The organism is Enterobacter cloacae complex sp. P40C2 (genome assembly GCF_014930695.1).
In the GTDB taxonomy this organism is placed as follows: domain Bacteria; phylum Pseudomonadota; class Gammaproteobacteria; order Enterobacterales; family Enterobacteriaceae; genus Enterobacter; species Enterobacter pasteurii.
The window spans coordinates 1-14,970 of sequence record NZ_JADBRP010000022.1 but is presented as its reverse complement, the minus strand read 5'-3'; the positions used below and the strand labels follow the sequence as shown (position 1 = coordinate 14,970).

The 14,970-nt window shown below is 53.3% G+C and carries 11 protein-coding genes and 1 tRNA gene; 4 read left to right on the top strand and 8 right to left on the bottom strand.

All coding sequences use genetic code 11. From position 1 onward, the window contains the following. The 3 genes from IM304_RS22080 to dnaQ form a co-directional block, all read right to left on the bottom strand. Positions 1-5,037 (bottom strand): Ig-like domain-containing protein (locus IM304_RS22080; protein WP_193362881.1); only part of this gene is annotated, 5,037 nt, incomplete at its 3' end. Positions 5,038-5,470: 433 nt separating this feature from the next. Next, positions 5,471-5,547: transfer RNA gene (locus IM304_RS22075), tRNA-Asp, on the bottom strand. 132 nt (positions 5,548-5,679) lie between these two features. Beyond that, complete coding sequence (dnaQ, locus tag IM304_RS22070) at positions 5,680-6,411, bottom strand: DNA polymerase III subunit epsilon (protein ID WP_209007151.1); 732 nt, start codon at positions 6,409-6,411, stop codon at positions 5,680-5,682. Between dnaQ and rnhA the strand changes: the two genes are divergently transcribed. Continuing rightward, on the top strand, positions 6,365-6,943 hold the full coding sequence (gene rnhA / locus IM304_RS22065) for a ribonuclease HI (protein WP_176608652.1): 579 nt from the start codon (positions 6,365-6,367) through the stop codon (positions 6,941-6,943). The genes dnaQ and rnhA overlap by 47 nt on opposite strands. Here the strand turns inward: rnhA and IM304_RS22060 are convergent, their stop codons facing one another. After that, positions 6,944-7,660: a class I SAM-dependent methyltransferase gene (locus IM304_RS22060; RefSeq protein WP_148420178.1), complete on the bottom strand. Its 717-nt coding sequence runs from the start codon at positions 7,658-7,660 to the stop codon at positions 6,944-6,946. A 32-nt stretch (positions 7,661-7,692) separates the two neighbouring features. Between IM304_RS22060 and gloB the strand changes: the two genes are divergently transcribed. Beyond that, positions 7,693-8,451, top strand: a complete 759-nt coding sequence (gene gloB / locus IM304_RS22055; RefSeq protein WP_193355728.1) for a hydroxyacylglutathione hydrolase — start codon at positions 7,693-7,695, stop codon at positions 8,449-8,451. Between the two features lie 68 nt (positions 8,452-8,519). Continuing rightward, positions 8,520-9,884 carry a murein transglycosylase D gene (gene mltD, locus IM304_RS22050; RefSeq protein ID WP_148420176.1) on the top strand — a complete coding sequence of 455 codons (1,365 nt, stop codon included), beginning with the start codon at positions 8,520-8,522 and terminating at the stop codon, positions 9,882-9,884. A 52-nt stretch (positions 9,885-9,936) separates the two neighbouring features. On the opposite strand, the gene IM304_RS22045 is transcribed toward mltD, so the two are convergent. The 3 genes from IM304_RS22045 to IM304_RS22035 all read right to left on the bottom strand — a co-directional run bounded on the left by IM304_RS22045 (position 9,937) and on the right by IM304_RS22035 (position 12,900). Then, entirely contained in the window at positions 9,937-10,710 is a 774-nt protein-coding gene (locus IM304_RS22045; RefSeq protein WP_193355729.1) for a class I SAM-dependent methyltransferase, read from the bottom strand. A gap of 76 nt (positions 10,711-10,786) precedes the next feature. Further along, a complete protein-coding gene (locus IM304_RS22040) occupies positions 10,787-11,587 on the bottom strand; it encodes an endonuclease/exonuclease/phosphatase family protein (protein WP_148420174.1) in 801 nt (266 codons plus the stop codon). 137 nt (positions 11,588-11,724) lie between these two features. Continuing rightward, positions 11,725-12,900: an MFS transporter gene (locus IM304_RS22035; protein WP_193355730.1), complete on the bottom strand. Its 1,176-nt coding sequence runs from the start codon at positions 12,898-12,900 to the stop codon at positions 11,725-11,727. Between the two features lie 104 nt (positions 12,901-13,004). On the opposite strand from IM304_RS22035, the gene yafC reads away from it, so the two are divergent. After that, the gene (yafC, locus tag IM304_RS22030) at positions 13,005-13,910 is read left to right on the top strand and encodes a DNA-binding transcriptional regulator YafC (protein ID WP_148420172.1); all 906 of its coding nucleotides are present in this window, start codon (positions 13,005-13,007) and stop codon (positions 13,908-13,910) included. 29 nt (positions 13,911-13,939) lie between these two features. Here the strand turns inward: yafC and dkgB are convergent, their stop codons facing one another. Next, on the bottom strand, positions 13,940-14,743 hold the full coding sequence (gene dkgB / locus IM304_RS22025) for a 2,5-didehydrogluconate reductase DkgB (RefSeq protein ID WP_193355731.1): 804 nt from the start codon (positions 14,741-14,743) through the stop codon (positions 13,940-13,942). Positions 14,744-14,970: the final 227 nt, after the last annotated feature.

Sequence of the window (14,970 nt, the reverse complement as noted above, 5' to 3'; positions counted from 1 at the left end):
CGGACGGTTGTCGTCGGTTTCCCCGCCGGAAGCCACCACGCCTGCGGTTTTCACGTCGTCATAGACTTCGGTGATAGCCACTTTGCTCGCGTCAGGCGCGGTGTAGTCGGTGATCAGCACAAAGTCGTCTGATTCCGGACTGGTGTTACCGGCCTTATCGGTTGCGGTAGTGGTGATATGGTGCTCGCCTTCCGGCAGCGCCGTGGTTGGCGTGAACTGCCAGCCGCCGTTCTCATCGACCACGGTGGAGCCAATCAGCTCCCCGTTATCATAGATATCAACACGGCTGCCCGGCTCTGCGGAACCTTTGAAGGTTGGGTTCGCATCGTCGGTGGTGCTGCCGCTGCTCAGATCGCCACGGCTGGAACCCACGTCATCTGTCGCAAGGCCGACAACCGGTTTTTCCGGTGCGGTGGTGTCTACAGAGATATCAAAGGACGGAGAGGTCACGTCGTTTCCGGCCGGGTCTTTGGAAATCACGGTCAGGCTGTGATCGCCATCGGCCAGATCCTGCTCTGGGGTGAACGTCCAGTTGCCGTCCGGATCCACCACGGTGGAGCCCAGTACATCGTCGCCATCCATGATGGTTACGGTGCTGCCCGGCTTACCTTTACCGCTCAGTTCAGGACGTGCGTCATCGGTCACGGTGCCCGGCTTCAGGTTGCCCACGATCGGACCCTGATCGTCCACTACTTCGCCCACGGTCACCTGGTTTGGATCCGGATCGACGGTGAAGGAGATCCCCGGAGACGGTTCACTGGTGTTGCCAGACGGATCGGTCACGGTGGTGGTGATCTCATGATCGCCTTTAGCCAGAGGCTTGTCTGGCGTATAGGACCATTTACCTTCGTCATCAACGATGACGGAACCGATCTTCTCGTCGTTGTCGTAGATGTCCACCACGCTGCCCGGCTCGGCTTCGCCGCTCAGGGTTGGAGACTGGTCGTCGGTGGTGTCACCGTCGCCTACCGGTCCCTGCTTGTCGCCCACGTTATCATTGATAACGATATTTTCTGCCGGAGATGGTGCCGCAGTGTCAATCACGATCGGGAAGGTACCGCTGGTGCGCGCGTTGCCCGCTGCGTCAGTTGCAGTGACGGTGAAGGTGTGCTGACCATCCGCCAGCGCGGTATCCGGGGTGAACGACCACTTACCGCTGCCGTCCGCCTTGACGGTGCCAATCACTTTCCCGTTGTCGAGGATAGACACAACGTCGCCCGGTGCAGCGCTGCCGCTCAGGGTTGGGGTGGTATCGTTGGTGGTTTCGCCTTTCTGCAACGGGCCGACGTGCGGTTCTGAGTTGTCCACCACGCTGTTGATGGACGGCTCGGCGCTGACCGGGATCAGAACGGTAATATCGTAAGACGGTGCTTCACCCGCCACGCGGTTGCCGACGGCATCCTGCGTTTCGAGCGTCAGCTGATTCAGCCCTTCCACCAGCGGTGTATCCAGCGCCAGCGTCCACTTGCCTTCGCTATCCACCACGGCCGATCCCAGCAGGTGCTTGCCGTTCGCATCCGTGCTGTAGACGAATACGGTGCTGCCCGCTTCACCAATACCGTTAATCACCGGCTTGCTGTCGTCGGTGACGTCGCCGCTGGCGATATTGCCCTGACGGCCGCCCACGTCATCCATCACGGAGGTAATGTTCAGCACATCGCCGGTTGCCGCAGGCGGCGTATAGTCAGTCACCAGCACAAAGTCATCGGATTCAGGGCTGGTGTTGCCCGCCTCATCCGTTGCGGTGGTGGTGATATGGTGTTCACCCTCTGGCAGAGGCGTGGTTGGCGTGAACTGCCAGGCGCCGTTGTCGTCCGCAATCGTCGAACCAATATGCTCGCCGTTGTCGTAAATATCGACACGGCTGCCCGGCTCTGCAGAGCCGTTGAAGGTTGGGTTTGCGTCGTCGGTGGTGCCGCCGTTGCTCAGATCGCCACGAATTGTTCCCACATCATCCGTTGCGGATCCCAGCACAGGTTTTTCCGGCGCGGTCGCATCGACGGTGATATCGAAGGACGGTGAGGTCACCTCGTTACCCGCCGGATCTTTGGACACCACGGTCAGGCTGTGATTGCCGTCAGCCAGATCCTGCTCTGGCGTGAAGGTCCAGTTGCCGTCCGGATCCACCACGGTGGAGCCCAGCACGTCGTCGCCATCTTTAATGGTCACGGTGCTGCCCGGCTTGCCTTTACCGCTCAGTTCAGGGCGAACATCATCGGTCACGTTGCCCGGCTTCAGGTTACCCACGATCGGGCCCTGATCGTCCACCACTTCACCCACGGTAACCTGGTTTGGATCAGGGTCGACGGTGAAGGAGATGCCCGGCGACGGTTCGCTGGTATTGCCAGACGGATCGGTTACGGTAGTGGTGATCTCATGATCGCCTTTAGCCAGAGGCGTGTCTGGCGTATAGGACCATTTACCTTCGTCATCAACGATGACGGAACCGATCTTCTCGTCGTTATCATAGATGTCCACCACGCTGCCCGGCTCGGCTTCGCCACTCAGGGTCGGGGACTGATCGTCTGTGGTGTCGCCTGGACCTACCGGTCCCTGCTTGTCGCCCACGTTATCATCAAGGATGATATTTTCCGCCGGAGCCGGCGCCGTGGTGTCGATAACGATCGGGAAGCTGCCGCTGGTGCGCGCGTTACCTGCCGCGTCGGTGGCGGTGACGGTGAAGGTATGCTTGCCATCAGCCAGCGCGGCGTCCGGAGTGAACGTCCACTTGCCGTTGCTGTCCGCCGTGACGGAGCCAATCACCTTACCGTTGTCGAGGATCGACACGATGTCACCCGGCGCAGCGCTGCCGCTCAGGGTTGGCGTGGTATCGTTGGTGGCGTCGCCTTTCTGCAGCGGGCCAACGTGTGGTTCCGAATTGTCCACCACGCTGTTGATGGATGGCTGAGTGCTGATCGGGATCAGGAGGTTGATGTCGTAAGACGGTGCATCGCCCGCAACGCGGTTACCCGCCGGATCCTGTGTCTCCAGCGTCAGCTTGTTCAAACCTTCCGTCAGTGGGGTTTCAGGCGTCAGGCTCCAGGTGCCATCGCTGCCCACAACCGCTGAACCAATCAGGTGTTTACCGGAGGCGTCGGTGGTATAGACATAGACGGTATTGCCCGCTTCGCCGATACCGCTAATGAGCGGCTTGCTGTCATCGGTGATTTCACCGCTGGCAACGTTGCCCTGACGATCGCCTACGTCATCCGCTACGGCGGTAATTTTCAGAACATCTGCTGAAGCATCAGGCGCGGTAGTGTCAACTTCAAACTCCAGCGCTTCCGAGGGGTCGCTGGTATTGCCCGCCTTATCCGTTTGCGTAACGGTGATGCTGTGATCGCCTTCGCCCAGCGGTTTCTCCGGTTTCAGCGACCAGTTGCCTTCGTCATCAATGACGGTAGAGCCCAGAACTTCGTCACCATCATAAATGGTCACGGTGTCGCCCGGTTCCCCTTTACCGCTGAATACCGGACGCGTTTCGTCAGTGACGTCGCCGCCCTTCAGCTGGCCGGTAATCGGACCGGTATTATCTTCAGCATCGACCCTGTCCGGTCTTGCCGGCGGCGTGGTATCGACAATGATCTGGATCGGATCGGAAGGTTGGCCGACATTACCCAGCGGATCTTCTTCAATCACCTCAACGTTATGCTCACCCTCGCTGAGATCTTTCTCAGGCGTGTAGGTCCACTTCCCTTCGTCATCGACGATAACGGAGCCGATCTCTTTGTCGTTATCCTTGATAACGATGGTATTGCCCGGCGTGCCTTCACCGCTGAATGAAGGTTTAGTGTCATCCGTCACGTCACCCGGCTTAAGCGGACCCGTTACCGGACCGTTGTCGTCAATAACTGACGGCGTTTCTGCTTTCCCCGGAGGTTCCGTCAGAACAATAAAATCACGTTCATCAGAAGGCTCGCTGACGTTACCCGCTTTATCCGTCTGGCTAACCGTGATGCTGTGGTTGCCGTCAGTCAGGTTTTCGGAAGGTTTGAAATACCAACGACCGTCGTCGTTAACGGTGGTTTCGCCGATCTTTTTACCGTTATCGTAAATGGTAATCGTCGCGCCCGCTTCACCGGTACCGCTCATCTCCGGTTTTGGATCGTCGGTGTAAGCGTCTTCAAGGATCTCGCCGGTGACTTTACCCACTTTATCCATGATGTGCTCAATCGTTGGCGCATCTGGCGCAACGGTATCAACGACGATGGTAATGGGGTCAGACGGCGGGCTCATGTTGCCGTCCGGATCTTCAACCACAACGGAGAGGTCATGTTCACCGTCGCCCAGCGGCTTATCCGGCGTATAGCTCCATTCGCCTTCGTCGTCGACGATGACGGAGCCAATTTCCTTATCATTATCGATGATATGGATGGTATCGCCCGGCTTGCCTTTACCGATTAATGAAGGCGTTGAGTCATCAGTCACGTCTCCGGACTTAAGCGGTCCTTTAATCGAGCCTTCATCATCCACAGCCTTGCCAATGCTCGGTTTTTCGGGGGCGGGCTGGCTATCGCTTTCATCTTTGTCCAGTTCGGACAGAGCAAACGCAGCGCCCACACCTGCCGCCGCAAGCGCAAACCACCCTAACATGCCAAACAGCATGTCATTTTCGTCGTCCGGGGCAGACAAAAGAGGCCCACCGGCGCCTAACGGTTCACCGCCCAGGGCAACCGGAGCCAGACCACCTTCAGCCATGAGATAGCCATTATCGTAGCTTTCACCAGACAAAGGGATATAGGCATAAAGCAATCCATCTTCGGCCATACCCATCAGGGTTGGGTTTTTCGAATCGCCGTCAAAATAATTTTCAATAATAATGCTGGGCTGTGTGTCGCCTTCCTGAATAATATGTAACGCTTTGCCAACGCGTTGAAGCGTAATATTTTCTGGCGCAAAGTCGTCATTCACATTTTTCAGCAAATATTTATTGCCGGGGATAAGCTTTACCTTAACCGTTCGGCCTGCATCTGCTGTCAACAACCGCGTTTTACCGTCTCCGTTGTTGACCGCTAAAATGACTTTATTTTCAGTCATACTTAAAGTCCTTGGTGAAATTCAATGCTAAATTAAGGACATATGCACATCGGCGTGAATACATCCTTTAGTGCCATGCTCTTATGCCTTCCTTACATAATTCACGCCCATAGAGTCTATTGACATGATGCTCAAAAATAGCATGACTGGTTTCTTTATAGAGGTAGGAAAAAACCACGAGAGAATCTACGCAGGATTAAGAATAGTTAACACCAGAGGGTTATTAAGAATGACGTGAAAACAGAATAATAAGAGGAGGGAAATGATGTAATTAACCTACACTATTTTTAAGTGGATTAGAATTGATTAAATACAAAAAACAGAATGGTATAAATATGATTTTCAGCAGATGTGCCGTAGCAGAAATTATGGAACGTATGAGAAAGAGGAAAAACAAAAAGGCCCACGTTACAAGTAACGTGGGCCTGAATAGTGGCGGAACGGACGGGACTCGAACCCGCGACCCCCTGCGTGACAGGCAGGTATTCTAACCGACTGAACTACCGCTCCACTGTTCCCGTGTGGGGAACGAGGCGAATATTACGGTTTGCCTCTGAACTCGTCAACGCTTTTTCTTAACTTTTGAATCGTTTGCTGCAAAAATCACCCAAACGATGAATTAACAAACGTTTCGGCACCTTTTCAGGCGCGCCACAGACAGCTCCCGCCCTTCTTCTGCACCAAATCAAGACGAGACTCGTGATTCATCAACTCTTCATCACTGGCTAAAACGACCCGTAAGCGGTTCGCCTGACGCACAATGCGCTGAATGCCTCCTTCGTCACGCGCCTGCTGAGATTCGTTTTCCATGCTGAATTTCATCGACGTCTGACCGCCGGTCATGGTCAGGTAAACATCGGCCAGGATCTGGGCATCGAGCAATGCGCCGTGCAGCGTTCGCTTAGTGTTGTCTATCTCATAGCGCGAACACAGGGCATCAAGGCTGTTACGCTTGCCGGGGAACATCTTCCTTGCCAGCGCCAGGCTATCGGTGACTTTACAGAACGTATTGGTCTTTGGAATATCACGGTTCAGCTTGCTGAACTCATAGTCCATAAAGCCGATATCGAACGATGCGTTATGAATGACAAGCTCCGCGCCTCTGATGTAGTCGAGAAATTCATCCGCGACGTCGGCAAAGGTTGGCTTATCGAGCAAAAACTCATCGGCAATACCGTGCACGCCGAACGCTTCGGGGTCCACCAGCCGGTCGGGTTTCAGGTAAACGTGGAAGTTATTGCCCGTCAGACGGCGGTTCACCACTTCAACAGCACCAATCTCAATGATCTTGTGCCCTTCATAGTGTGCGCCAATCTGGTTCATACCGGTGGTTTCGGTATCGAGAACGATCTGGCGAGTAATTGCAGTGCTCATAGCGGTCATTTATGTCAGACTTATCGTTTTACTGAACGTTTCAAATACAGGAAGTCTACCAGAGATGCGTAAACAGGTAGAAATTTTCACCGATGGATCTTGTCTCGGTAACCCAGGGCCGGGCGGCTATGGCGCCATTATGCGCTACCGTCAGCATGAAAAAACTTTTAGTGAAGGCTATTTTCTCACCACCAACAACCGCATGGAGCTGATGGCGGCCATCGTGGCGCTGGAAGCCTTAAAAGAACATTGCGACGTGGTGCTGAGTACCGACAGCCAGTATGTCCGCCAGGGCATTACCCAGTGGATCCACAACTGGAAAAAACGCGGCTGGAAAACGGCGGATAAAAAGCCGGTTAAGAATGTCGATCTCTGGAAGCGCCTTGATGCCGCCCTGGGCCAGCACGAGATCAAATGGGAGTGGGTAAAGGGGCACGCCGGGCACCCCGAGAACGAACGCTGTGACGAGCTGGCTCGCGCGGCGGCATCAAACCCGACCCATGAGGACGCAGGTTATCAACCTGAATCCTGATCACGGTTTTTTGTACTGCCGCGTGGCCCCGACGGCCTGGCGGATCCGGGTTTTCGATTTGCTTTGCTTCATTGGGTTAAGCGTAAGGGGGATTGTCCTCTTACGTGCCACAATAAATTGCATGCAGCCCAGCGCGGGTAAATGGGTGCTGAGTAAAACGCCGCCTTTTCGCGTCCAGGGTATGACCTGAAAACCGCCGTAGCTCAGCACCTCAAAGTTCAGCAGTGAAAGCCAGTCCAGCTGGCGCATCATGGTAAACATCCGGCTGTTATACGGGGGCCTGCGGCGCAGCACGGGCGTCAGTTTGCGTAGCCCCATCAGACTCAGCGGATTAAAACCGCTCAGGATCAGCCAGCCGTCGTCAATCAAAACGCGGTCAGCCTCCCTCAGCAGGCGATGAGGATCGCTGCACCAGGGCAGAGTGTGGGCAAGCAGACAGGCATCAATGGATTTTTCAGCAAACGGTAAATGCAGTGGATTCGCTTTAACCTGAACCGGGGAGCCACTCAGCGACACGTTAACCTGATGCGAGATAGCGCAGCTTTCGGTATTGATTTCCGCGCTGAGATTGCCAATCTTAAGCAGGTGAAAACCATACATTTTCGCGAGCCAGGGTTTAAGCTGTTGTTCTAGCGCCTCGCGATAGTATTCACCCCAGGGCAACTCTGCCCAACGTTCCGGTGGTGCGACAGTCTGAGGTATCCTTGCCGGTTTCATCAAAACACCCGCCACGCAATAAGAGGTAATGCATGAATCTTATCAGTATTTCCGCCTTTCAGGACAATTACATCTGGGTTTTAGTCGACGACGATCGCAGATGCATCATTGTTGATCCAGGCGAATCCGCACCGATCCTGCACGCTATAAAAGAAAACGGCTGGCAACCGGAAGCGATTCTTCTCACCCATCACCATAACGATCACGTGGGCGGTGTTCCCAATCTGCTTGCTCGCTTTCCCAATCTTGCCGTATACGGGCCGGCAGAGACACAGGATAAGGGTACAACGCAAGTAGTCGAAGAAGGCGAAAGTGTCCTCATTCTCGGGTGGGAGTTTTCCGTATTTGCCACACCAGGTCACACTTCTGGACATCTCTGTTTCTACAGTAAACCTTATCTGTTTTGCGGTGACACGCTGTTTTCCGGCGGCTGCGGAAGGCTTTTTGAAGGCACTCCAGAACAAATGTATCAATCTTTACAAAAAATTAATGCACTGCCTGCTGATACCGTCATTTGTTGCGCACATGAGTATACATTAGGAAATATGAAGTTTGCCGTGAGCATCTTACCCGAGGATCGCATGATTCAGGATTATTACCTGAAAGTGAAGGAGTTACGTGCAAAAAACCAAAGCACACTACCCGTAATTCTGAAAAATGAGCGGCAAATAAATTTATTTTTAAGAACTGATGATTTTGATTTAATTAATAAAATTAACCAAGAAACAAATTTGTTACAACCAGAAGCGCGTTTTGCATGGTTAAGGTCAAAGAAAGATAACTTCAGATAATTGCGGGTTGCCTTTTCAAAATTTCGCCGTTATCATCGCTCGTCTTTTAAGCAACTATTGACACACACATGAAGGCAAAAGCGATATTACTCGCCTCTGTCCTGCTTGTAGGTTGCCAGTCACAAAACGGCAGCAACGTACAACAGCACGCACAGAGCCTTTCTGCAGCTGGTCAAGGGGAAGCAGGGAAGTTTACGAGTCAGGCGCGATGGTTGGACGATGGGACAACTTTCGCGCAGGAACAAGACTTGTGGGCCTCCATTGGCGACGAGCTAAAGATGGGAATTCCGGAAAACAGCCGGATTCGCGAACAGAAACAGAAGTATTTGAGAAATAAGAGCTATCTCCACGATGTAACATTACGGGCAGAGCCGTATATGTACTGGATAGCCGGGCAAGTTAAGAAACGTAACATGCCTATGGAACTGGTACTACTACCCATAGTGGAGAGCGCTTTTGACCCGCACGCGACGTCTGGCGCCAATGCAGCTGGCATTTGGCAGATCATTCCGAGCACAGGGCGCAATTATGGTTTAAAGCAGACCCGCAACTACGATGCGCGTCGTGATGTTGTCGCTTCAACGACAGCCGCTCTCGACATGATGCAACGTCTGAACAAGATGTTTGATGGCGACTGGTTATTAACTGTCGCAGCGTATAATAGTGGTGAAGGTCGCGTACTGAAGGCAATGAAAGCGAATAAAGCGCGTGGTAAATCCACAGACTTCTGGTCGCTCTCACTGCCACGGGAAACAAAGATTTACGTACCGAAAATGCTGGCATTGAGCGACATTCTCAAGAACAGCAAACGTTACGGTGTACAACTGCCAACACCAGACGAAAGTCGTGCACTGGCGCGTGTCCGCCTCAGCAGCCCGGTTGATATTCAACAGGTTGCCGATATGACGGGTATGTCGGTAAGTAAGCTTAAAACCTTTAATGCAGGCGTTAAAGGCTCTACGCTGGGCGCAAGCGGCCCACGTTATGTGATGGTTCCGCAGAAACATGCAGAGCAGTTACGTGAGTCTTTAGCTTCGGGTGAAATTGCAGCCGTTCAGTCCACGCTGATCGCTGACACGTCGCCGGTAAGCAGCCGCAGCTATAAGGTTCGGTCAGGCGATACGCTTTCAGGGATTGCTTCACGTCTTGGCGTGAATACGAAAGATCTGCAGCAGTGGAATAATTTGCGCGGGTCCGGTCTGAAAGTGGGTCAAACGCTGACCGTAGGTGCAGGTACCAGCGCACAGCGTCTCGCTAAAAACAGCGATAGCATTACCTATCGCGTGCGTAAAGGCGACTCGCTGTCCAGTATCGCTAAACGTCACGGCGTAAACATCAAAGATGTGATGCGCTGGAACAACGGTACTGACAACCTGCAGCCTGGCGACCAGCTGACGCTGTTTGTGAAAAACAGCGCCACGCCAGATTCCTGACAGTACGATAATTTAGATAAAAGGCACCGATTCCCCTCGGTGCCTTTTTTGCTTATCCCGCCTTTTGCGCCTCGGCCATAATGGTGTCGCTGGTGAACGAACCATCATCCTTCAGCTCAAAATATGCCTTCACGTCAGCAGAAGCGCTCTCCTGATACAAACGGATCGCCTGACACAGCGCTTCCGGTGTCCGCATGCGCGCGATCCACGATCCATACTCCAGCGGCAAACGGTCTGTAATCAACGATCGTGAAAGTAAACCGGCTTCGGTAATGAACGTCAGCCACTCGCCGCTGGAGTAATTTTGCACGTGCGACGTATCGCGCAGCGCTTCAACCGTCTGGAGCCAGATGTTCCTTACCGGATGACCCGGCGACATCACGTCCATGATAATGAAAATCCCGCCAGGCTTGAGCACCCGCTTCACTTCCCGCAACGCCTGGCCGACATCATGCCAGTGGTGTGCAGAGTAACGGCTGATCGCAACCTCAAACGATGCATCCCCGAAGGGCAAAGATTCAGCATAGCCCTGCCGCGTCGTAACGTTATTCAGCCCTTTCGCTTTCGCCGCCTCAGCAACAACGTCCAGCATCTGGCTCGATAAGTCATAGGCCGTTACCCGCGCAACGTGCTGTGCGGCGGTAAAACTGGCGTGCCCCGCTCCGCAGCCTAAGTCCAGCACGTGCGCGTCAGGGAAAGCGGCGAGACGTTCGCCGAGGCGCAGCAGATCGCGGCCAGAAGCATGCACAGTGCTGCTCAGATACGCTTTTGCCTGAGAGCCGAACTGTTTTTCGACGTTGTCATGATGGGAGTGTGTTGTTGTCATTGTGCTGTCCTTTTGGGTTAAAAAAATTAAGGGCAGCACCCGCGCAGGTCTGCCCCACGGCAGACCTGACGCACCATTATTTATCAGGTTTGCCGGGACTGAATTCTACTAGTAGCGGATTATGATCGGAGGCACGCGTCACCAGAACGGACGCATCGTGTACGCTCAAACCACGATAGAAGACGAAATCAAGAGGACGGCCAAACGCTTTCTTGCGCTGGTCATCGCTAAAACGCACTTCACGCAGCGACATTTCACGCGCAAAGCGGTACAGCGCGTTCATACGCGGCCTGCTCCAGGCATTGAAGTCACCGGCCATAATGATCGGCCCACTGTGGTGGGCTATCTGATCGCCAATAGGAAGTAACTGCTTACTATATACATCAACACCCAGGCTGAAGTTCACCGCATGGATGTTAACCACCATCAGCAGACGGGTATCCGGCAACGGATAGACCGTGACCAGCGCCGATTTTGCCAGGCGAAGGATGGGCTCACGCTCACGCAACGGGCAGCAGTAGACCGGATGCGCGGCTGAAAGGGTCATCACGCCAGAGGGATGCTGTGGAAGGACAAAAGCAGGCACCTGATCGGCTGCAAGATAGTTAGTTGTTGCAAACCTTACCAGTTCAGGCGTGGTTTGCGCCTCCTGCAACAAAACAAGATGCGCATCTTTGCCAAAATTCTTGAGTACGGATAACCACTCCGCGCGCTGTTGTTTGAAAATATTCCACACCAGCACGCGAATTTTATCGTCACTGCTTAAGGGTGTCCCCGCCGGCAATGCCTGGCCAAGGCTCGCAAACGACCCCGGAGGTAAGATCCTCTCCGCTGGCATTCCGGCAACATAACGCATGGCATAGGTATTTTTTCGCACTTTTGGAAACGACCTCTATAACTTGAACCAGCCCGGAAAACGGACTGGTTCTAATGTTATAGGGATTTTAGTTCATACTTTCAACGCAATTACTGAGAAACCGCTTTCCAGTTTTGTAAGCAAGCACTTACTGCCGCTTATCCAAGTGCAACCCGGGCGGGCTTATCAAGCCGTCCGCTCAAACCAATCAGCAGAAACGCCACAAGCACAATCACTGCGCCAATCCACGGCGTTTGGGTTAACCCGAAGTGCTGGACGGTCTGCCCACCAATTACCGATCCGAGCGCGATACCGATATTGAATGCGGCGATATTCAGGCCGGAAGCGACATCCACCGCACCTGGCGTATAACGTTCGGCTTTCTGTACAACATACACCTGAAGCCCAGGCACGTTACCGAAAGCAAATATTCCCATCACCAGAACCGTGACCAGCGAGGCGTATTGCATCGATGCGGTGAACTGGAAAACCATCAGCAGGACAACCAGAGCCGCGAAAATAAACTTCAGCGCCGGTACCGCACCATATTTATCCGCAAGCTTACCGCCCCATATATTGCCGATTGCAACGGAGATCCCGTAGCCCAACAAAATCCAGCTCACGGCGCCCGGCGAGAAACCGGCCAGTTCCTGCATCATCGGTGCAAGGAAGGTAAAAGCAGTGAACACGCCGCCATACCCCAGAGCCGTAATGGCGTAGATAAGCAGCAGACGCGGATGGGTAAGTACCTTAATCTGCTCGCTAAGGCTCGCGCTGGCGCGGCCCGGAATATTCGACGGTATCAGCAGCAGGCTGGCCACCAGAGCGATAACGCCCAGCAGCGATACGGCAAGGAAGGTTTCACGCCATCCAAAATGTTGTCCGATAAACGTGCCTAACGGTACACCGGTGACCAGCGCGACGGTTAATCCACCAAACATAATGGCAATAGCTGACGCCGCCTTTTCTTTTGGTACCAGGCTGGTTGCAATAGTGGAACCGATGGAGAAGAAAACACCGTGCGCGAGACCCGTCAGCAGGCGAGCAATGACCAGAGTGGTGTAGTCCGGCGCCTGCCACGCCAGAATATTTCCGGCGGTGAAAAGCACCATCAGGGCAACCAGCAGCTGCTTACGCGGAAAACGCCCCGTCAGCGCGGTCAGTACAGGCGCGCCGACAGCAACGCCTAACGCATAGATTGAAACCAGCAGCCCGGCAGTGGGCAATGAAATGGCAAGCTGATCGGCAATGGTAGGAACCAGTCCTACAATAACAAATTCGGTCGTGCCAATTGCAAAGGCACTGATCGTCAGGGCAAGTAGCGCCAGTGGCATAAAATACTCCGTCTCTTCAGGATTAAGATGACAGGCAGTATGCGCCAGTGTTTAAATAACAAAAATGGTTAGAATCTCAATAGAATTTTGCAGGTGATGCAATAATGAAAGCCACATCGGAAGAACTTACTATCTTCGTTGCCGTTGTTGAAAGCGGCAGCTTCAGCCGTGCGGCCGAACAGCTCGGGCAGGCAAACTCAGCCATTAGCCGCTCGGTGAAAAAGCTGGAGATGAAGCTCGGAGTGAGTCTGCTTAACAGAACAACGCGGCAGCTCAGCCTGACGGAAGAAGGTGAACGTTATTTTCGACGCGTGCAGTCCGTTTTGCAGGAGATGGCGGCGGCAGAAACGGAAATAATGGAATCGCGCAGCACCCCGCGCGGATTGCTGCGCATCGATGCGGCTACGCCGGTCGTGCTTCATTTTTTGATGCCGCTGATTAAGCCCTTCCGTGAGCGATACCCGGAGATGACCCTGTCTCTGGTCTCCTCGGAAACGTTTATCAATCTTATTGAGCGTAAAGTGGATGTGGCGATCCGCGCCGGAACCCTGACGGATTCAAGCTTACGCGCTCGCCCTCTGTTCACCAGCTACCGCAAAATTATCGCGTCACCGCAATATATTGCAGAGCATGGTAAACCGGAGACGGTTGAGGAGTTAAGGCAGCATCTGTGTCTGGGCTTTACGGAACCCGTCTCGCTGAACACCTGGCCCGTGGCCTGTCATGATGGACAGCTTCATGAAATTACCTGCGGGATTTCGTCCAATAGCGGTGAAACGCTAAAGCAGCTGTGCCTTGAGGGAAACGGAATCGCGTGTTTATCAGACTATATGATTGATAAGGAAATTGCCGATGGTCGGCTTGTTGAGCTGATGGCTGACAAACGCTTGCCCGTAGAGATGCCTTTCAGTGCCGTGTATTACAGCGACAGAGCGGTAAGCACGCGCATACGCGCCTTTATCGACTTTCTTAGTGAACATATAAAAACAGCTCCCGAAGGAGCTGTGTAAGGGTTGAGGGTACAGAGGGAGGGTTTTTATTAATCCCAGTCTGGCGCTAAACCTTCCGGGCTTACCAGACGATCGTTGCATTCCAGCGCGGCGATCGCTTTTTTATCTTCATCATCAAGCTGGAGATCCAGCGCCAGCAGGTTGCTTGCCAGGTTTTCACGTTTGGTTGACGACGGGATCACGGCATAGCCTTCGCCCATCGCCCATGCCAGGATAACCTGCGCTGCGGTCGCATTGTGTTTCTCAGCGATGCGTGCAATCACTTCATCCTTCAGCGCTTTGCCATAAGCCAGCGTCATATAAGAGGTGATGTGAATACCGTGCTGTTTTGCCCACTCCACTACGTTGCGGTTTTGCAGGTATGGTGAGAGTTCAATCTGGTTGGTGGCAATATTCTCTTTCCCCACTGCGGCAATCGCTTTTTCCATCAATGGGATAGTGAAGTTAGAAATACCTATTTCACGCGTTAAGCCCTGCTTCTTTGCTTCCAGCAGCGCCTGCATGAACTCTTCCACTGTGACTTCATCGTTAGGTGATGGCCAGTGGATCAGCGTCAGATCGACATAATCAGTACGCAGCTTTTTCAGGCTTTCTTTCAGGCTTGGGATCAGCTTGTCTTTGCTGAGATTCTCAATCCAGATTTTCGTTGTGATGAAAAGCTCGTTGCGCGGAACGCCGCTCTCTTCAATAGCCTGACCGACAGCAGCTTCGTTGTCATAAATTTGTGCCGTATCAACAGCGCGATAGCCCAGTTCAAGTGCGGTTTTAACAGAGCCGATAACAACGTCGTCTTTCAGACGGAAAGTGCCCAGACCCAGTGCAGGGATAGTCATATGATTCCTCAATCGTTATGTTCGTAAACTGAGGAGAATTATCGTTGACGTTGTTATGTTGAAAAAGATCGTGAAACGCAGAGGATTTTTGCTAATTTCGCAATAATTAAACGACAGATAAGAAAAAAGCCCTGAGCGAACGCTCAGGGCTTTTAATAAGTGGCGGAACGGACGGGACTCGAACCCGCGACCCCCTGCGTGACAGGCAGGTATTCTAACCGACTGAA

Coding starts and splice junctions, on each gene's coding strand:
- IM304_RS22045 (WP_193355729.1), bottom strand. CDS start 10,710: ATGACAACAACACACTCCCATCATGACAACGTCGAAAAACAGTTCGGC.
- IM304_RS22035 (WP_193355730.1), bottom strand. CDS start 12,900: ATGCCACTGGCGCTACTTGCCCTGACGATCAGTGCCTTTGCAATTGGC.
- mltD (WP_148420176.1), top strand. CDS start 8,520: ATGAAGGCAAAAGCGATATTACTCGCCTCTGTCCTGCTTGTAGGTTGC.
- dnaQ (WP_209007151.1), bottom strand. CDS start 6,411: ATGAGCACTGCAATTACTCGCCAGATCGTTCTCGATACCGAAACCACC.
- yafC (WP_148420172.1), top strand. CDS start 13,005: ATGAAAGCCACATCGGAAGAACTTACTATCTTCGTTGCCGTTGTTGAA.
- IM304_RS22060 (WP_148420178.1), bottom strand. CDS start 7,660: ATGAAACCGGCAAGGATACCTCAGACTGTCGCACCACCGGAACGTTGG.
- dkgB (WP_193355731.1), bottom strand. CDS start 14,743: ATGACTATCCCTGCACTGGGTCTGGGCACTTTCCGTCTGAAAGACGAC.
- gloB (WP_193355728.1), top strand. CDS start 7,693: ATGAATCTTATCAGTATTTCCGCCTTTCAGGACAATTACATCTGGGTT.